Below are 19,531 nucleotides of genomic sequence, written 5' to 3'. Positions count from 1 at the left end.
GCGTTGCCCATCAGAACGTGAACAGCCTCGTTGGCTGGCACCTCCATGTCACCTCTAACCCAAAAGGCAGATACGCTACAGGAGGTCTTTACCACCCCTTTGTCAGTACTTGAAACATCATGGACCAAAGAAGTAAGCACAGGCAGCATTGCTTAACGCAATTGCAGTAGCCAGGAGCAACTGGCTGTTTGGTGCTGTATCCGTCTGAATCAGACAAAGCAACTCCTAAACTGGCAGATATACACTAAACGTTGCTCCCTGGTTTGGCTCACTGGTTGCCGTAATAGCCCCTCCATGATTGGTAGCCACTTTCTGGCATATGGCCAGGCCTATGCCCGTCCCGGCAAACTCCCGCTTGCTGTGTAGTCGCTGAAAAACCTGAAAAATCCGTTCCTTGTATTTCTCATCAAATCCAATCCCATTATCGGCAATATCGACACAATAATAGGCTCTTGACTGACGCAGTACGGGCAATGAAAGGGGCAGCTCCTTCGCCAGTAGCTGACTGATCCGTACCTGTATTACCGGCCTGACGTCTGGCTGATGAAATTTGATCGCATTGGAGAGGAGATTCTGAAATAATTGCCCCAACTGTAAGGCGTCTCCCTCAATAACGGGGAGGGGGTCTATCTGAATCACGGCTTTAGTTTCATCGACGGCTATCGACAGGTTTTCCAGAACCTCCCGCAGTACGTCGTTTAGATCGACCCGCCGATGGGTTACTTGTTGGGTCGAGATTCGGGAGAAGGTAAGCAGATCTTTAATAAGCATCGACATTCGTGAACTAGCCGATGTTAGTCGATCCAGAAAGTCTTTCCCTTTATCGTCCAATGACTCAGCATACTCCTGTTTTAGGAGCGTACTGAACTGCTGAATTTTACGAAGCGGCTCCTGCAAATCATGGCTGGCTACATAGGCAAACTGCTGCAGGTTATCGTTCGACCGAATCAAAAGCTGGTTAGCTTCGGTAAGTTCTTCGTTGATAGCGGTCAATTCTTCGTTTGTTGACTCCAGTTCTTCTGTACGCTCCTGTACCTGCCGTTCCAGGGTTAACTGAACTTCCCGTTGCTGGGTTATATCCTGTGCGGTTCCGCTCAGTACAACCGGATTTCCATCAACATCATAAAACACCTGGCCCTGTGCATGTATAATCCGCATTTGCCCCGTTTGCCGGTTGATGATCGGGTGCTCATTTTCGTAATAGCCCGACGAACCGGGCTGTATGGCAGCCTCAATGGCCTCAACAACCTGCTGGTGGTAATGGGTAGGTAATGGATTATAGGCTTCATCCCGCGTCTTTGACTCGTCGGTGAAGCCAAGCCAGTCCATAAATCGTTTTGAGAACGAGAAGGTTCGGGTCGATACATCCATACGCCAGGTAGCCAGCTCGGCCAGTTCAATTGCTCCGAGCAACGTGGCTTCGGTATCCTCCAGCTTCTGTTTGGCCTCGACAAGGTCTGTAACCTCGGCAGCGGTATTCATTACCCCATAGATCTGCCCTTCGGCATTGTATAAGGGCGTAAAACTATAATTGAAATAAAAGGGCTGCAGCCTGCCATCCACTTCCAGATCGACGCGCTGATTTCGAGCATGAAACGGAGTCCCCGTTTCATAGACCTGGTCGAGCTGATGGTATATCCCCTGGTTTGCCAGTTCGGGCAATACATCGGCATACCGCTTTCCGACCACATCAGGCCCTTTTCCCCATACCTTGACAATAGCCGAGTTGACAAACTGAATCTGCATCTGCGGCCCCACATAAATACCAATCGGAAATGGGGCGCTTTCGATTATACTCTGTAGCGCCTGTACGCTGGCGACTACCTCCTGTTCCGCTTTTTTACGTTCCGTTATATCCTGTAATGTTCCGTTGAATCGATAAGCGACCCGATCGGCGGTAAACCAGGCCTTGCCTTTTGCACGCACAATCCGCTCTTCTTTCGTGATTGGATGGATCAGTGTGTAATCGATATCATAATACCCTCCTGATTCGTACTGCAAAGCCCGTTGAATGGCCTCTTCGACGCGTTGCCGATCTTTTTCCGCAACGACGCTGGTGGCCAAAGGTAAGGCAACCTGCCCATCGGCTGGTAAACCAAACCATTCCTTCAGACGCGTATTCGCGGATAATGCATTCGAAGCCGGGTCCAGATCCCAGGTTCCCAGCTCAGTAGCTTCAATAGCAAAAGCAAGCTGGTCATTACTTTCTTTTAACTTCTGAATCGCCTGAACATTCTCTGTCGTTTCGGTGCAGGTTACCAGTACACCATCTATATGGCCACTATCGCCGTATATCGGGCTGTAACTAAAGGTCCAGTAAATATCCTCAAGCTTCCCGTTGCGGTAAAATGGAACCAGTTGATCTTTATACCAAACCGATTCACCAGTGGTCATAACCTTGCCGATCAGCGGCCCAATAAAGCCCCATATCTCCGCCCAAACGTCTTCTCCACGTTTACCCAACGCCGGGTGTTTGCCCTCATGACCAAGACTGGGCCGGTACGCATCATTATAAAAACAGATGTGCTCATCACCCCAGAAAAGGAACATTGGGAATGCTGAGTGCAAGACAATCCCTAACGTTGTCCGCAGGCTCTGCGGCCACAATTCAGGGGCCCCCATCGTTGTTTGGGCCCAGTCGTACGCTCGGGTAAGTGCTCCCATTTCGCCCCCACCCTGCCAAAAGGCCTGCTTATTTTCGAAATTCAATTTGTTCACAGTACAGATGTCGTTGAGCAATAAACCCTTATACAAGCGGGTATGTTTATTTAGTCAATCAGCCTGATGGTCATAAATCCGTATAAAGGGCGACTCATCTGAGCGATTAACGTGAGATCGATTGGCCATAATTTGTAAATCATCCGTGACAGCCAACCGTATAATTCATCCTATCTATCTGGCAAGGCCCCTGATCAAAAGCTAATATTTATTTTCATTTTATATAATATTGAAAATATAATTCCTATATTTATTTACTGATATTATTTTATAGTATCTAATAAGATACATTTTGTAATTAATATTAATATTCTCATCGTTTAAGTCTTTTCTTTCTGGGGAACTACAAAGTGAGCCAATTTTAGGTATGAATGTACTGATTACGGGTGGAGCTGGATTTATTGGGTCACATGTAGCCGATCATTTACTGGTGATGGGTTGCCGGGTTCATGTGCTGGACAACTTTCATTCGAATTACTCCCGAGAGCAGAAACTCCTGAACATTCGCTCCAGCCTAAATCATTCGGCCTATCATTTGCACGAGGGCGATATTCGCGATGCCACTGCGCTGGCAAATCTGTTCCGGCAATATCCATTCGATGTAGTGATTCATTTAGCGGCTCTGCCCGGTGTTCAGGCTTCGCTCCAACATCCGGATGCGTATACGGATGTAAACATCAATGGCACTCGTACCCTTCTCCACACCATGCATCAGTTCGGTGTTCGGAAGCTAATCTTTGGCTCTTCATCGTCGGTTTATGGCGACAGTCCGGCTATGCCCCTCCAGGAAAACAGCCAGCAGCTGTTCCCCATATCGCCTTATGCACTCACGAAGTACAAAGGCGAGCAACTCTGCCGACATTACAGCCAGCAGTATGGGATCGACATCACCTGCCTGCGTTTTTTTACTGCTTATGGCCCCCGCCAACGACCCGACATGGCTATTTACCAGTTTCTGGAAGCCATCCGTCAGCAACGCCCGCTCAGCATATATGGAAAAGGCACTAGCCGCGATTACACGTTCGTAGCCGACATTGTTCAGGGTATCAGTAAGGCTATGCTTCGGGTGAATGGCTTTGCGATCTACAATATTGGTAGTGGGTGCTGCATATCGTTGCGGCAATTGATTACCACGATGGAACGTGTGACCAATCAAAAAGCCCTAATCATTCAGAAGCCAGACCGACCTGGCGATGTGGCTCATACCTGGGCCGATTTAACCCAATCGAAGCAAAAGCTGGATTATCAACCTACCACAAGCCTGTCTGATGGCCTTCAGCAAATGGCCGACTGGTTAAGTAGCCGAAGTACGTATGCCAACCTGAGTTTCGTTGGCTAAACTACCCAGGCCTTCTGAACATCCTCCGAATACGTATCCAGCCGTTTTCGATCCTTAAGCGGTTTGGCCGGAGTTCCAACACACACCTTATTGGCAGGTAACGACTTCAATACGGACGACCTGGCCCCAACAACAGTCCCTTTGCCAATCGTTACGCCGGGCGCTACATATACGTCGGTTGCCAGCCAGCATTCGTCTTCAATGACGACGGGCTCGGTAAAAATGCCAAAATCTAGATCCTGATAGTCGTGTGAGCCAGTACAGATATAACTCTTTTGTGAGACAATTACATTGGCCCCGATCGTGATCGGTCCGAGGCTGTATAGCACCACATCGTCGCCGATTCGGCTCGAATCGCCAATGGTTACTTTCCACGGAAACTGGGTATGTACAGATGGTCTGACCTGAACGCGCTGGCCTATTTTAGCCCCGAAACTTCGAAGCAGAAATCGGCGCCATCCGTACATAAACTGAGGGGAAGTTCTGAAAAACAATGATTCGACTATCCACCAGAGCTGTACATACCAACCTGGTCGGCCCCGAAAGCCTGGAGGCAACTTAAAATTATCGATCTGCTGATACATGGTCTATTCACTTATTTATACGTAGCGTCAACGGCTGGCCGATTTTCGAGTCAGCAAACCCGTTTTACGAAGCATGAGCATTCCGCCCAGGTTACTGGCGAAAATAGCTCCGGTATCATAGGCCAGTTTAAGGCCCATATTGACATTACCCATCATTACAAGATTAGCAAGTTCGAGACTTACGGAAAGCTGGTCATAGGTTTTCGTTGAATAATCGAACTCATAATACCGGCTGCCTGTCGCCAGTAGCATCACCGAAATCCGCTGAAACAGTACGGCATATGCCCCTACGTGTATCGACTGAACATCGTTGTTATTGACAGGCAACAGCCGGTAGGCAAAACTTCGGCTGAGCCAGGTGCTTTTTTTCAGCAAAGCAGCCGGTAAATCGGCTGTCCGGGTAAAAATTGGAGTACCAATGATAGCCCCCTTATGTGTCCACCCATCCAGATACTGGCCATGAAAGAAATAATCGTCCCGTCCGTAAGGCAGTTTGGTTCCACTCCGGTTTCGGGTGGTAATGAGTTCAGCAGTCAGTTGTTTCAACTGGACAACCGCCCCATCATTGGATCGGCCCGCTTTCCATCGGATACCGAAAAGACCATCTGGAAAATTCTTGAATGTCAGGCCTGAATTATCTTCGAACAGGTGCTGGGAATACAGAAAAAGAGACCCGTTTTTAAGCTGTATATCAAGGCCAGCATCGATAGAACCCAGGTGGTTACCAACTTGATTGATGGTATCGATTGTTGCATATTGATCATCACTTCCTGGCTGGCCAATTGGCCATACAACCGATTTATAGGCTTTCAGCGAACTGGGCAAATGGCCATTTGACGACAGAAACTGAGAAACAGGGCCATCGGCCAGGGCTTTTGAGTACCCTCCCCACTGAGCAAAATGATTAGTGCCCCCATAGAGCCGGACTTTCCAGTTGGGCTTCCCCACTCGCACCATGATCGCTTTGGCATGTAGCATAACGTTGTGCATCGAATCGGTATCAGCAAACCAGCCATGACTAAAAAACGCATTGATAGCGATCAGCCCTTTCGTAAATTTCAGTGGAGCAAAATCTCGTGTGCCCAGCCGGATCTGTGTGATCGGCACCGCATTACCCGACCAGGCGATGGAACCTGAGGTGAGCAGGGTATCAACCAAGCCATGAATTTCTTTCTGCCGCCCCACGTACAGCTCCCCATGCCCTAGCCGAACAGCCAAGTAGGCTTCGGGCAATACCAGCCGGAAAGACTGGTTTAGATTCCCCACAACTTCAATAGCGGCTTTTATATAGGGTTTTCGGGATTGTCGGGCATTGCCCCACAGGCCACTGAGGCCCACCGTACCGATTCCGGCCGGCAACTGCCACGGTATCGTACCAAACTGATTCGAACGCATCCAGAAGGGCGTATTCCCGTTTGTAGAGGCCATGCCGCTTAATTCGGCCCGGTAGCGAATGCCGCTCGCGGTTGTCGTATCATACGTCGGTCGGTTCGGAAACTGAGCCATCACAACCGACGGCATAATGCCCACTTGTATACAAGCAAGATGAATTGCCCCCCAAAAAAAGTACTGCCGCTTCACCATGAGGTTTGAAATACAAGTTGTTTTACCGTTCCGCCAAACAGACGAATTCCTACACTTGCTCAGCTACAAGTTGTTCAGCAACTGGATTAAGTTCATTGAGCATCTGGGCTTCAAATTGCTGAAGGATCTCTTCTTTGCTGAGGTTTCTTCGGGCATATGCCCTTGCATTTTTCCGGTAAACGGTCAGATCGGAACGAAAAGCCCGATCAATGCCTTCAATCAGAGCATCCAGTGAATCGGGTTCGATCAGGATTCCCATCTGTTCATCAGCCACCACTTTATGCAGCGAAGTACCCGGCACAGCCGAAACCAGGGCACAGCCACCAGCCGCCAGAATACCCGTCAATTTAGAAGGCAATACCAGGTCGGAGGCCGATTTTTTCTGGAGAACCAGGTGAAGATCGGCGGTCGCTAAAAGGGCCGACAATTTTTCATAAGGCTGTAACGGATAGAAGGATACGTTGGTCAGTTTGTGCTGCTGTACCAGGGCTTCCAGACGGCCCTTACCTCCGCCCGAACCAAAGATCAGGAATTTCAGATCCGGCCGATGGGCAAACTGGTTAGCGGCTTCAATGATTAATTCTAACCCCTGTTTTTCCCCAATGCTTCCCGAATACAAAACCACCTTATCGGTTTCCGTTAAGCCTAACTCAGCACGCAGCGATTCGTGTTTGGGCAAGGGTTTAACAAAGCCCTCATCTACCCAATTCGGAAACAGAACACAATCGGATTGCGTACAATTTTTTTCGGTTACTTTCCTGATCATTCCTTCACTGATGGTCGATACGATTTTGCACCGCTTCAAAATGAATCGCTCGGCTTTGAATAATAGGTTCAGGAACCTTTCGCTTTTTATCATACCCATTTCTTTGGCAATATCAATCTGCAGGTCCTGGATATGAAGCCATACAGGCACATGTCGAACCATTGAATAGAGCACCGGAAACAAACCGATATGAAAGGGAGGAGCTACACAAATAACCGCATCGTATCGTTTCGAAAAAAGCACACGAATCCAGTAAAATAAACTATTCAGCAAAAACGAAAAATCGAGCAGCATCCGTCCGGAAGCCGTTACTTTTTTAGGCACATAAATGGGGCATCGATGTACTCTGACACCATCAACAAATTCTGTAAACCACCCCTTATTTTTGTAGTCAGCTTGCACTTTCCATTCTGGGTAATAGGGCATTGGCATAATGGCATCGACAGTATGACCCTGGCGTACCATCCAGGCGGCCATTTCACCCGAATATTTACCGACCCCTGTTAGCTCCGGTGCGTATAAGATTCCATAAATTAAGATGCGCATAGTAAAATTTTTATGAAATTATTCGGACTATCGTTTACATCCTTCCAGCAATTATTCGAGTAATTTTTCCAGAACAGACCTATCTATCCATGAAGCGAAGGAACCCGTAGTGCGTCAGAAAGCCGTAATGACATCCGTAAAACGACGGACTGAATTTTTGATGGAAAAGTTGTTTTCAAACGTGCTACGCGCATTCGTTTCCATTCGCTGTTTTTCCGGACCATCAAGGGCCAGAAATTTCTCCAGAAGCTGCCTGGTTCCTTCCAGTGTATCTTCAGCAATAAACCCGGCGTCACCGTCAGCAATTTCCCGCCATATATTGACCTGTTGAGTGGTCAGAACAGGCTTACTACAAGCCAATGCCTCCACCAGCGCAATACCAAAATTTTCCTGATGGCTAGGGAGTACAAAAGCTTCGCAGCCATAAAAAGCGCCCCATTTAGCAGGGCCTGAAAGCATGCCTGCAAAAAAAACCTGACCTTTTAAACCAGGATCTTCGGCAACCAGGTTTATCATTTTTTCGCCATAGGCTGTATCCAGACCTGGCCCTGCAATAACCAGTTTAGGAATCTCTTTCCCTTTCGATGCATACTCATTTAATACGACCGAATACGACTTTATCAACAAGTCGATACCTTTCTTGTAATTGATGCGGCTAAGAAAAAGAAAGTAAGGTTTATTTTTCACCTCAGCACATTTCGTATAAAAAGCGGCCGCCATAGTTTTTGAAAAGGCAGGAGGTTCTTCTATTCCATAGCCAACATTTTTGGTATTCTTAGGATGATAGGAGTCAAATGTATCTTTTGCCAACCTAAGCTCTTCCTCGCAGGTAAACAGCAAACAGTCGGCATCATTCACCACATTTTTTTCCAGAAACTCCCAATAAAACCAATTGCGAATGGCCTTTAATTTCCGGCTGGATGCCTTCTGAAAATAAGGATCAAGCATGCCATGCGGCATCACAAAGATTTTCAAATCCTTATTGCCCGTTTTTTTATACATTTTAATGGCTTTCCAGGCCCCATAACTTGGGTATAGCCATAAGCCATTTATGATTACGGCGTCAAAGCGGTCGAGGTTTTCTTTCATCCAGGGGATCAGTCGAGAGCCATATTGCCACCGACCAACTTTAGGCCCAAGCGCATGAATACGAAATGAATCTTTACCCAGATAATCCGACGATGGATCATCCAGACAGGCCACTTCTCTGTATATACCTAATCGCTCCGATTCTTGAATGACATTTCGAATTCCCTGGCATGGTCCCCCCATAGCCGGGTCCATACTATTAATTACATGGAGAAGCTTCATAGTCTGATCAATGATTATTTACCGTTTTCAAACAATACGTGGCAGAAAGCGCGCAATTAGTTGCTAAATCTGGTCGATTTTTTCGCTAGGCTCAGGCCCACAATACCGTTGAATAGTCCGGCTAGTTATTGTATAGTCTCCAAAAATTTCATTAAACTAGTAGCCTGACTATCCCAGGTTTTTCTCTGAAGTATTTTAGTACACTCAGCAGCAATTTTTTTTGTCTCTTTCTCCGTCAATCGTATGGTTTTTTGTATCGCATTGACCCAGCTTTCAGGCGAAGAATCAGTTGGTTGAATCAATAAACTGTTGTATTCTGGCGAGATTCCCGGCATCGTAGGCCCCAATATTGGCTTCCGGTATTTTATATAAAAGAGCAGTTTAGACGGAAAAATCATGTTGTTGGTATGATGACTCAAATCCCGAGGATTCAGGAAGGCAGTAGCTTTACTACAGGCTTCATCTAACTGCTCATCAGGAACAAAACCGTGAAACCGGACCCGGCTATCTTCCGCAGCTAGTTTGTCTAAAGCTGCATTGCTTCGCTTCCCATAAAAATCAAAGAAAACATCTTTATCCGGTAACACTTTTATGGCTTCAAGTAGCTGATTTATTCCACCATATTCTTCCAGTTTTCCGGCGTATATAAATACTTTTTCAGCGGATTTAGATGTATTGGGCAATGTGCCACTCCAACCCGCATCCAGATGAAGTTTATTTTCCAGCGGAGCATTGCAGTAGCCCCACCACGAAAGGAAAACACTCCCTTTCGAGCGTCGGGTTGTTTGTAGAAACGTAGCCCAATTATCTGCTGTTGGGTCGTTAAGATCCAGAACGATATTAACCCAGGGAATATCTGGGTATTTTCGGCTAATTTTGTCTAAGGCTTCAGAATAATAAGAAAGCGGATTGTAGTTTAATATAGCGATCGGTCGCGTTCCTTTGCGGAGTTCACTTTCAATTGCTTTCTCCAAGGAAAGCGCTATGGATTTAGGGCGAATCCAGGGTAGATTTAAATAGCGAACCAAGGTTTGATCAAAACTTTGTTCCAGATAGGCCGACTTCCCTGGAAATAATTTTCCTTTGGGAAAAGCCGAATCCCAAATAGGGGCATACGTTTTGATGTCAACATTATTGGCCGACAAGGCTGACAATAACCCATACGACCATTGGGTGGCTGCTGCCGACTCGCCAATATAATGTTTTAATCCTTCGTAATTCAGGATCGATCCACACCAAAAAATCAAAGGTTTTTTCATTGACAATCTCTATTTTAGTACAAGCTCTCCTGCATATTTTTCGTCCAAAACATTGCCAACAATTCGTGCCGGATTTCCAGCCACAATGCTAAAGGCAGGTACATTTTTTGTAACGATAGACCCAGCGCCAATGACGGCTCCGTACCCTATTGTTACCCCTTTTAAAATGATTGATCTTGCCCCAATAAATACCTGATCTTCAACAACCACGGGCGCTTCTCCGATATGGTAGCGTGAATGGCGCAAATCTGGATGAATAGCATGCGAATCATTATCCGTAATAAGCACACCACTCCCCAATAAAACCTGGTTGCCAATTATAATTTTATGGCCGCAGGAAATCGTTACTCCCGACATGCCTACCCCATCACCGATTGTAATTACAGCCCCCGGTCGAACGGCCTTAATAATCACTTTTTGAGGCACACCCAACGAGTTATATTTTGGGTCACTACAGGCAATCCAGTCCTTTCCAATCGTTATTTTTGCTTTTCTATGCACCTGAATTAACGGGGTGCCATATAATCGCCAGGAAGCGTGCCAGGCATTCAATTTCCAGTAACAGTAAACAAGGTCTCGGGGAAATCGCCAGGCATAAAGAATAGTCCTTATCGTCTGTTTCGCATTCTCACTTATCGCCATAATTTTCTGCTAATTTTTCAACAAAAACAGTTGGCTCTGCTACATATTTGGCTAGTGTACGGAGCGTATCATCCGGCATATTCCACCAATTGGAATTCAGGAGCTTATCCTGTAAACCTGGCTCGAATCGATACCGAATTATTTTTCCCGGCACTCCCCCTACAATTGAATAAGCCGGAACATCTTTTGTAACCACTGCACCGGCAGCTATAATAGCCCCGTGCCCAATTTTAACCCCGCCTAATATGATCGCCCGCGCCCCAATCCACACATCGGATCCAATCTGAACGGTAGGCTTATCGGCGAAGGCATGTACACTCCCAAACCAATTGGCCCCTGACGATTCGGCAGAATAAAAGCCAGGATATGTCGATACGAAATCAACCGGATGGGCGCCTAAACCGCAAATAACTTCAGGACCAATACTGGTAAAAGCACCAATTTGCGTTCTTGAAAACTGACAGTTATTTCCGATATAGGTATACCGATCAACTTTGCAGTCGCCCAGCATACTGCCTGGTAATATTTTTACGCCATTTGCCAGCACACTATCCAACGAGACGGTCGCCGAAAAAGCAATACGAGCTGTCGGAAATTTATACCTCAAGTAGACGTAACGAGCGAAGCGTTTTAATAAACTTTTCATCAGTATTACCAATTAGATTCTTAATCGATTATGCATTTAATTGGCAACTTGTAATTCCGTGGTTTTTTCTGCATATCTATTTTTAGCCTCTATAATTACTGGAACGATATTGATTTTAACACAAGTCATCATCAACCCCCAGAACACTAAAAGATTATAGACATGAAAAAATGGCAAGCCAAAAACAAACCCATCCAATATTTTGACAAGTATTAATTCTGCAAGTGCTTTATAAATGGGATCATTAGTTTGCAGATATAGGCCTTTCAAATACGTACGAGCCCGAACAAGCGAATACAGAAAAAAAAGCACATAGGGTAATCCCCAACGGAATACCTCCTGTGCCCAGCCAATTTCAATTGTACTTCGTCTGACCAGCATATTACTACTCACCTCAATAGTCGAATCGTAGGTACCAAATAAGCCATGGCCAAAAAGCCAGTCTACATAGCTGGCTTTCCCAAATGCATCGACCAATAAGGTAGATCGTGAGTTTCCCTCCCAATAAAATAACTTAGTCACATCGAAGTCTGTAAGAAAGTCATCAAACGTTTTGATCAGCGAATCGAACTGATATTTATCAGCTACCGACTGATCACGTACTTCTGAGTTCTCCGTAAAAAAAGAGAAGGCCCCGATTGAATAACCGACAATGAGAAGTATCAATAAGGTTATACCTAGTTTACGTTTTCCCAAATGAAAAATAGACCGATAGGCAAAAAGAGCGATGTAGAAACCGACTAATGTATAGGAACGAGACCATATTTTTGCCGCGATAAACAACAAAAGAAATATGGCCGACCAACCCCAGAGTAAATACTTTTCATTTCTAGGATAAAGAGCCAGCATAGAGACGGGTATCAGGCAGTTATTTAAAGACAAGTGCCCAATCCATATATTGTAATCCGGTATCAACACTAAGCTTGTATAGATCAAGGCTATACCAATAGGAAGAGCAATAAGTGAAAACTTAAATAATTGCCGATACGAAATACCCATCCTTGTTGCCAGGGCCATATTCAACCCATAAAGCAGCAGTAGATAATAGCTGCCTTCCAGAATAAATCCATCCGTAAATGTTTTAAATTGAAAGTCAACAAATACATCCATCGTTATCCTGACAAGTGGATAGCCTAAAGTGATCAGGAGCAATGGAAGGGCTTTCTGCCAAGTTATCGTATTTTTATACTTATAAATAGTTACGGATGAAATACAGGTTAGTAGGATAATTCCGGCAGCGGCTACATATTTCAGTATATTAATACTCAGAATTACACCAATCCAGGTAAATACGGAGCATACTAAAATGCTGACTAGATAATAATATATAGTTTTATTTTCTCGTACCATGTTTTAGCTATTTTCCAGAACCTTTGGCTGAATAAAAAATCCAGCATGTGCGTTTTCGTACTTCCCACTCAACACATTCAAATAGCTTCCAACATCAATTACAGGGCAGTTTAGATGTTTCAAATCAGCCAATACACGCGCAGCACCAATCCCAGCAGCTACTAATACGATATCGGGCTTTATACGAGGCTTTATGAGCGTATAATCGTCTTTTAATGCTGAGGTCGGAGAGCATCTATAAAAGTCGTAATGAGCAACGCCTATCTTCTGTAACCGTTTCCCTAAAGCGTCTTTTTCAATCGCATCAAATCCAGATATTACCAATACATTTTTTCCTCTCAGCAGCCGATCGGCATAGTTCGCAAAAATGGCCTGCGCAAAATGGAAAGGCACATAGTTATCTGCATCTAGCCGTACACCTATTTTTTCAAATAGGGCCTCCATATAGCTATTATACTCGACAAAAGCATTTAATCCATTGTCATTCCAGTATATAGCGAGTTTTCCCTCCTGCGCTATATTTTTTATGCATTTCGCTAATAAGGTCTGGAGATGTTTTTTTTCTGTAGGGGAATAGCTCTCACCCCAGGAAGTTTTCCAGGGCGATTTGAAAAGCTCGTACTTAATGTATTTCAGCAGGCTACGAAATGGTTTATTTTTCCAATTGACCTTGTAGCCGAACAGGAATCTCATTTCGCCATCCGCAATTCGGTAAACGGGAAAATAGCGTTTACCAATCGCCGACGATACCTCTTCAACAAAATCAGAAAACCATTCCTCGCAGGTTGTTTCATGAAACGAAACAGCATCCAGGCGATTCCCATACACCAGCTTCCCTTCGCCGTTACTAAGTAGATCAAGATCGATGAAGTTTCTCTTATTCATCTTATAGGTCGTTAAAAACTAAGGCAATAAAAAAATGATCGTGTACCGTTAAAGCCTACTTAATTTACCTGTTGTGAGCAAGAGCAGATTTACTGCTGGAATGAAGCACTGAATGTGTTGTCGTATGCGCTTACCGTTGGTTAGGCTATCCGCTTTATTAGTATATTTTTAATAGAACTTATTTCCAGAATCAAACCCTTCGAAAATGCCTTCCAGGTATCTTCTGTTAACAGTAATGAATTTTTGATTACGTAAGGAATTAAAACCAGGTCGGCTACGATAGTCGATAAGGCTGCCCCTTCAATTCCCTGAAAATAACACAGGACAATACAGGCCAAAAAGCCGATCAGCGTAGAAAGCAAATACCTGATCGCTAATCCTTCATGTTTATTACTGGCCAGATGCACAACACTACTCGTAAACCATATGGCATTAAATGGAATGGGAATAAGGAAAATAATCAATAAGCGATTGGATATCGTTATGTCTTTTCCCACCCACAGACTATATAAATCTTTGCCAAAAAAGATCAGAAAAATAGTACCGATACAGGCTCCAATAATTGATACACCTACCCCCAGTCGATGTAGCTTAGAGGCCCTTCCCATATCATTGCTGCCAAACAGATGGCTCATCTCAGGCCAGATAGCCTGATTGACCAGTTCCATTGCCTGATTGATGGTACGTATTAAGGTCCGAGTGGTACCAAAAACGGTTACCGCATAAGGCCCTAAAATAGCCTGAATGATCAGCAGGTTTCCCTGAAATACCAATGCATTGCCTAACGGGAAAGCCTGAAAGGCCATGCCTTTCCAGAACAAATCCTTAAATCTGGCTGGCTGAACATCTTTAAACGAAAATGTTAACAACGGCATGCTTTTTCGGCTTAAGAATTGATACAAACCCAGAAAAAGCACCGTAGAACCCAACACTGCCAAACCGAGATAATCGAACCGGGTTGTGTACCGTAATACAATGACCATCAACAACAGCTCGACCCAGGGCATAAAGCTTCCGATCAATACCGATAAATGAGCTTTTCGTGCGGCTCGGAATCGACTGTAGCTTACGTCGATCAGAAACGAAACGAATACAGAAATCGCTAACCAGTAAACTGCTTTTGAAATTTCGCTCTGGCTCTTTTGGCCAATGAAACCATCCCACGGAATGAGGGGCACCAGCACAGTGGCCAGCACGCAGCCTACTACACCGATTAGGGTTGTTAATGCCAACGTGGTTGAATAAACATTTCTGGCTTTGTTCACTTCATTCGAGGCCAGTAACATCGACATTTCGTTGGCGGCTACATTCCCAAATCCGAAATTGGCTAACCGTATCCAGGCAGGGAGCGATGCCAACACCAGCCAACGCCCATAATCCTCTACCCCTAAGGCTGAAATCAGTAGCGGCACCTGCACCAACCTGAAGAGTACATTTGAAAGTTTCCCCCAGGTACCTGCGCCTATATTCTTAATGATACTTCCTTTTACAGACATTGTCCTTAATAAATTACAGGCTAATTCGAACTGGCTTTTTCACCAATACGGCACCAAAATCCACCAGCCTAAACCGGCTAACTAGCAACTCCTTAGCAAGTATTTTTCAGAAATCAGCTTGGGCCGACAATCGGTTTTCCGACCTTAACTCAGCCATTTTTTAGTGCTTTTCTTTTCGCCATAGGCATAATTATACCCGTAGCTATAACTGTAGTATTCTTCGTCGCCACCCCCAACTGCATTCAATACGATGTTGAGTTTATTGAAGCGTTTCTCCTGATGAATGGTCTCAACCATTTTCATGTAGCTTTTCGGCGTTAAATCATGCCGAACAATAAACAGCGTAGCATCCGCAAATGGGGCAATGAGCTGGGCATCGGTTACCAGGCCGATTGGTGGAGCGTCAATGATGACATAATCGAAATGCTGACGCAACTCCTGGATAAGTGTTTCCAGACGTGGGCTACTCAATAATTCAGACGGATTGGGTGGTATTGGTCCCGAGGTGATTATATAATAATTTTCTGTATTGGGAATCGGCTGGATGATATCTTCCAGAACGGCCTCGCCAATCAAATAATTACTGATCCCTATGCCAACCGGGAAATTTTCCAATGAATGGCGAAGACGGGGTTTCCGCAAATCCATCTCCAGAATAACGGTACGCCGACCCACCAGTGCCAGACTGGCTCCGAGGTTCAGTGAAATGAATGATTTTCCTTCACCACTGATACTCGATGTAAATAAGAGGGCCTGACTGCCTTCACGACTTTCCCGCAAAAACTGAAGATTGGTTCGTAAGGCGCGAATCTGCTCAGCAATAACCGACTGATTACGAGCCTCTACGATGATGGCCTGTGTATTTTTATTCTTGATTACTTCACCCAGGATCGGCACATTGGTCCCTTCTTCTACGTCTTTCCGACGCATAATACGATTGTTCATGGCATCGCTGGTGGCCAGCACACCCACCGGTAAAAGCAAGCCCAGAAAAGCAAACAGGACGTACGTGCTTGGCCGATCGGGCTTAACAGGTTTTGCATCGCTACGGGCCACATCCACAGTGCGCGAGTCTGAAATGGTTGACGCAAAGGACACGGCGGTTTCTTCCCGCTTTTGGAGCAGATAGGTATACAAATTGTTTTTGATAGCCTGCTGCCGGGTAATATCCATCAGGGCCCGCTCTTTGGTTGGAATACTCCGAATGACGCCTTCCATTTTGGAATTCGTTGCTGCATATTGCTGCTTGGCTGTTGTCAGCATGGCTTTCATCGTAGCCACATTATCGAGAATGCTGTTCTTCGTCGCGTGGATCTGGCTATCAATCGTTTGCAATACAGGGTTTTGATCCGACGTGGTCCGGGCCAGCATATCCCGCTGCGCTTCCAGTTTGGTAACGTTTTCGATCAGCGCCAGCAGGGTAGGATCACTAAGGCCCAGTGTAGCGGGGGTTCCGGCCCGATTGCCCGGTTGCTGCTTGATATACTGTTCCAGATCGTTTAAAGCCCCCAACTGAATGGTTACCTGATTCAGCTGCGCATCATTTTGCTGAACGGTTTTCAGAAACTCCTCGGCCTGTACGCCCAGGTCCGTAATACCCTGCGCTGATTTGTAAGCTTCTACCCCCCGTTCAACGGATTGTAATTCGCTGGAGATCAGCTTCAGCCGCTCATCAATAAAATTCAGCGTATTAGCCGCAACCCGGTTTTTATCCAGGATAGCGGCTTCGTTATACACATCGATCAACCGATTCAGTATGGCTTCGCCTTTGTCTGGCACTGCCGTTTCCAGAGTCAGCATGATCACGGTTGAGGCTTTACTGGTTGGTTCAGCCTTGAGTTTCTTTACCAAATCGCTCACCAGCTTCGTCTGACCTATTACGGATACATACACGGGTTCATTCTTGCTCGATACGGGTCGGCGGGTAAACAGGCGTATACGGCCATACGGAGTCTGTACACTACTATTCAACGGATACACCTTGTCGTTGAGGCTAAACGTCTGATTATCGTTAAAACGAATGGTCAGATAGTCGTCGTTGTAGAGTGCTGGTGTGGCCTGTTCAACGATGAATCGTATCGGTGATTTCTCATAGATTTCACGCTTCCCGTAGGGCGTATCCTGATAATAAAAGACATTAAGATTCAGTTGTTTGGCAACCCGGTCCATCAGGGTATACGACTTCAGAATCTCGATTTCATTTTCGACTACCTTTTTAGGCGCAAAGATTTCCAGTTCTTTCAGAATATTCTCCTGATCAAGGCCTTTCTTCTCGTCTTTGATCAATAAACTGGACTGACTTTTATAACTGGGAGCCTGATAACGTAGGTATATATACGCACCCGCGAGCATCAAGCCAATAGAAAGTACAAACCAATACCAGTTGCGCAGATAACGAAAAACAATCGCTCGTAGGTTAATTGCATCATTATCAACGTTCTGATACGATACGTATGAATAATTATTGACTGGATTGTTCATTGGCGTTGATTATTTTTGATAACAGTATGATGAATAAGCTTACCATGCATTTACATTCTCACTTCCACTCAGCATGGGTTTGACGGTCAGCCAGCACAGCTTCAGGTCAACCAGCAACGATTGCCGTTTCGCATAATGCAGGTCATAACGAACTCGATGTCGCATCTTGATCATGGCTTCAGTCTGACCACGGGCACCCCGTACCTGAGCCAATCCTGTAATGCCGGGGCGTATGGCATACCGCTGCGGGTACTTGTCGATCTCCTGCCAGAACATATGGTCTAATTGAATGGGGTGTGGCCTGGGGCCTACTACACTCATATCGCCCATCAATACATTCCAGAATTGGGGCATCTCGTCCAGATTGGTTCGGCGCAGAAAAGCGCCCATTGGGGTTACACGGGGATCGCCCATTTTTGCCTGCTCAAATGCCGAATCCTTTTTGAAGTACATGGTGCGGAATTTTACACAACGAAAAACCCGGCCATTGCGCCCTGTCCGAAGCTGAATGTATAACCCCGGCCCTGGCGATGTAGCCCATATAATCAGACCAAGCACCGGAATCAACCAGGAAAGAACAAACATGCAGACCAGCAGCGCCACAACAATATCAAAAACCCGTTTACCATACTGAGCATACCAGGTTTGGTCAGTAATCCCGATCACACGATCTCCGACCTGCTCGGGATCTACTTTTGGAAAAATAGAGGAGTCTAATGAAATCATGTGTAGGTTGAATTAGCATGGAGATATACTATCAATACCTTCAAGTACAACTATTATAAACGCGTAACGATAATGGCGATAAAGGAAAGCGCACTCAGGGTCATGGGGATGATCTGATAGATACGATCGGCCGAAGCAGCCCGTGATTGACCCGGTTCTACATACACTACATCGTTGGGATGCAGATAATAATAAGGCGATTGAAGAACACTGCGTCTGGTTAAATCAAGTTTGTTGTACGTCCGCTTCCCATTCTCCTGACGGATCACCATGACGCTATTTCGTCGACCGAATATGGTCAGATCGCCAGCCAGCCCCAGGGCTTCGGGTAAGGTAATTTGCTCGTTGGTGATGTTGTACAGGGATGGTCTATTGACCTCACCAAGTACCGTTATGCGGAAATTCAGGTTCCGAATACTTACCGTTGGCTCCTTGAGGTAAATCTTAAGCTTCTCCTGAATCATGTCAGCAGCCAACGCATTGGTTTTTCCTGCAACCAGTACCGGGCCTACCATAGGCAGCACAATGGTGCCGTCGGCCGCTACCAGATAGCCTGCGTTCGCTGGCAACGGGGTTGTTTGTTGGTACCCATAGGTTCCGGTACGATCAGCAGCGGTAATAGGGGAATAGGGGTTAAAAAACGTAGTCGCTTCTGGATTAAGGCTATTGACCTGGACCGACAATAAATCACCTACCTGAATGGTCGTTACATAGGGTTTGGCCAGTACACTGTCGGCTCCTGTCGACTCCCCCTGAAAGTACGCTAATTTCTTTGGCGTAACACAACTTACTAACGAAACCAGTACGAAAAAGGCGAACAGCCGGACTGGCACATTAACATAGCTTTCCCTGAAATCAGGAAGCGTGTACAGTCTTTTGATCATAAGCGAGAGTAAGGTTGAAAAAGGATGTATACATATTTTCTATTAGTTTATGTGGATGTACAGTTCAAAGATAATTTGTTACCAATTACAAAAAAAGTTTTCTTCAATATATTTTTAATAAAAAGTAATTTACAATGGTTAATTAAATATTAATCAATATTATATTCTGTTTATTTAATATTTTATAAAATTTTATTATGTTTTAAAAATCATTTTAAAATTAATTATAATATAAATGTTTTTAATTAATATAAACTTATTTTTTATTAAATATTTACTATTTTCATACTTCGTAAACATAATGAGTCCTCTTT

15 protein-coding genes are annotated in these 19,531 nt (G+C 45.2%); 1 reads left to right on the top strand and 14 read right to left on the bottom strand.

The window, feature by feature from the left end; genetic code table 11:
• Window positions 1–225: 225 nt before the first annotated feature.
• Entirely contained in the window at window positions 226–2,718 is a 2,493-nt protein-coding gene (locus tag B153_RS0106840; protein ID WP_245564840.1) for a PAS domain-containing protein, read from the bottom strand.
• A 367-nt stretch (window positions 2,719–3,085) separates the two neighbouring features.
• On the opposite strand from B153_RS0106840, the gene B153_RS0106835 reads away from it, so the two are divergent.
• Window positions 3,086–4,057 (top strand): GDP-mannose 4,6-dehydratase, encoded by a 972-nt coding sequence (locus tag B153_RS0106835; protein WP_020595945.1) that lies wholly within the window; start codon window positions 3,086–3,088, stop codon window positions 4,055–4,057.
• On the opposite strand, the gene B153_RS0106830 is transcribed toward B153_RS0106835, so the two are convergent.
• The 13 genes from B153_RS0106830 to B153_RS0106770 form a co-directional block, all read right to left on the bottom strand.
• Window positions 4,054–4,641: a putative colanic acid biosynthesis acetyltransferase gene (locus B153_RS0106830; protein ID WP_020595944.1), complete on the bottom strand. Its 588-nt coding sequence runs from the start codon at window positions 4,639–4,641 to the stop codon at window positions 4,054–4,056. The two genes, B153_RS0106835 and B153_RS0106830, sit on opposite strands and share 4 nt — an antisense overlap.
• Window positions 4,642–4,668: 27 nt before the next feature.
• Window positions 4,669–6,225: a capsule assembly Wzi family protein gene (locus B153_RS34775; protein ID WP_020595943.1), complete on the bottom strand. Its 1,557-nt coding sequence runs from the start codon at window positions 6,223–6,225 to the stop codon at window positions 4,669–4,671.
• Window positions 6,226–6,274: 49 nt separating this feature from the next.
• Entirely contained in the window at window positions 6,275–7,537 is a 1,263-nt protein-coding gene (locus tag B153_RS34770) for a WcaI family glycosyltransferase (protein ID WP_020595942.1), read from the bottom strand.
• A gap of 114 nt (window positions 7,538–7,651) precedes the next feature.
• Window positions 7,652–8,848, bottom strand: coding sequence for a glycosyltransferase (locus tag B153_RS0106815; protein WP_020595941.1), 1,197 nt, complete (start codon window positions 8,846–8,848; stop codon window positions 7,652–7,654).
• A gap of 125 nt (window positions 8,849–8,973) precedes the next feature.
• Complete coding sequence (locus B153_RS0106810) at window positions 8,974–10,107, bottom strand: glycosyltransferase (RefSeq protein WP_020595940.1); 1,134 nt, start codon at window positions 10,105–10,107, stop codon at window positions 8,974–8,976.
• Between the two features lie 9 nt (window positions 10,108–10,116).
• Entirely contained in the window at window positions 10,117–10,659 is a 543-nt protein-coding gene (locus B153_RS0106805; RefSeq protein ID WP_211221662.1) for an acyltransferase, read from the bottom strand.
• 76 nt (window positions 10,660–10,735) lie between these two features.
• On the bottom strand, window positions 10,736–11,395 hold the full coding sequence (locus B153_RS0106800) for a CatB-related O-acetyltransferase (protein WP_020595938.1): 660 nt from the start codon (window positions 11,393–11,395) through the stop codon (window positions 10,736–10,738).
• 36 nt (window positions 11,396–11,431) lie between these two features.
• Complete coding sequence (locus B153_RS0106795) at window positions 11,432–12,745, bottom strand: hypothetical protein (protein ID WP_020595937.1); 1,314 nt, start codon at window positions 12,743–12,745, stop codon at window positions 11,432–11,434.
• A gap of 3 nt (window positions 12,746–12,748) precedes the next feature.
• Complete coding sequence (locus tag B153_RS0106790) at window positions 12,749–13,630, bottom strand: TroA family protein (RefSeq protein WP_020595936.1); 882 nt, start codon at window positions 13,628–13,630, stop codon at window positions 12,749–12,751.
• Between the two features lie 140 nt (window positions 13,631–13,770).
• A complete protein-coding gene (locus B153_RS0106785; protein ID WP_020595935.1) occupies window positions 13,771–15,126 on the bottom strand; it encodes a lipopolysaccharide biosynthesis protein in 1,356 nt (451 codons plus the stop codon).
• Between the two features lie 144 nt (window positions 15,127–15,270).
• Complete coding sequence (locus B153_RS0106780) at window positions 15,271–17,607, bottom strand: GumC family protein (protein WP_020595934.1); 2,337 nt, start codon at window positions 17,605–17,607, stop codon at window positions 15,271–15,273.
• Window positions 17,608–17,646: 39 nt separating this feature from the next.
• A complete protein-coding gene (locus B153_RS0106775; protein ID WP_020595933.1) occupies window positions 17,647–18,333 on the bottom strand; it encodes a sugar transferase in 687 nt (228 codons plus the stop codon).
• 53 nt (window positions 18,334–18,386) lie between these two features.
• The gene (locus B153_RS0106770) at window positions 18,387–19,217 is read right to left on the bottom strand and encodes a polysaccharide biosynthesis/export family protein (protein WP_020595932.1); all 831 of its coding nucleotides are present in this window, start codon (window positions 19,215–19,217) and stop codon (window positions 18,387–18,389) included.
• Window positions 19,218–19,531: the final 314 nt, after the last annotated feature.

The sequence above is a fragment of the Spirosoma panaciterrae DSM 21099 genome (assembly GCF_000374025.1).
Lineage (GTDB): Bacteria > Bacteroidota > Bacteroidia > Cytophagales > Spirosomataceae > Spirosoma > Spirosoma panaciterrae.
This window is presented reverse-complemented; position numbering and strand designations above follow the sequence as displayed.

Excerpts from the sequence above, each read along its gene's own strand:
- B153_RS0106800 (WP_020595938.1), bottom strand. The coding sequence starts at position 11,395 with ATGAAAAGTTTATTAAAACGCTTCGCTCGTTACGTCTACTTGAGGTAT.
- B153_RS0106775 (WP_020595933.1), bottom strand. The coding sequence starts at position 18,333 with ATGATTTCATTAGACTCCTCTATTTTTCCAAAAGTAGATCCCGAGCAG.
- B153_RS0106785 (WP_020595935.1), bottom strand. The coding sequence starts at position 15,126 with ATGTCTGTAAAAGGAAGTATCATTAAGAATATAGGCGCAGGTACCTGG.
- B153_RS34775 (WP_020595943.1), bottom strand. The coding sequence starts at position 6,225 with ATGGTGAAGCGGCAGTACTTTTTTTGGGGGGCAATTCATCTTGCTTGT.
- B153_RS0106815 (WP_020595941.1), bottom strand. The coding sequence starts at position 8,848 with ATGAAGCTTCTCCATGTAATTAATAGTATGGACCCGGCTATGGGGGGA.
- B153_RS0106835 (WP_020595945.1), top strand. The coding sequence starts at position 3,086 with ATGAATGTACTGATTACGGGTGGAGCTGGATTTATTGGGTCACATGTA.
- B153_RS0106770 (WP_020595932.1), bottom strand. The coding sequence starts at position 19,217 with ATGATCAAAAGACTGTACACGCTTCCTGATTTCAGGGAAAGCTATGTT.
- B153_RS0106810 (WP_020595940.1), bottom strand. The coding sequence starts at position 10,107 with ATGAAAAAACCTTTGATTTTTTGGTGTGGATCGATCCTGAATTACGAA.
- B153_RS0106795 (WP_020595937.1), bottom strand. The coding sequence starts at position 12,745 with ATGGTACGAGAAAATAAAACTATATATTATTATCTAGTCAGCATTTTA.
- B153_RS0106790 (WP_020595936.1), bottom strand. The coding sequence starts at position 13,630 with ATGAATAAGAGAAACTTCATCGATCTTGATCTACTTAGTAACGGCGAA.
- B153_RS0106830 (WP_020595944.1), bottom strand. The coding sequence starts at position 4,641 with ATGTATCAGCAGATCGATAATTTTAAGTTGCCTCCAGGCTTTCGGGGC.
- B153_RS0106780 (WP_020595934.1), bottom strand. The coding sequence starts at position 17,607 with ATGAACAATCCAGTCAATAATTATTCATACGTATCGTATCAGAACGTT.
- B153_RS34770 (WP_020595942.1), bottom strand. The coding sequence starts at position 7,537 with ATGCGCATCTTAATTTATGGAATCTTATACGCACCGGAGCTAACAGGG.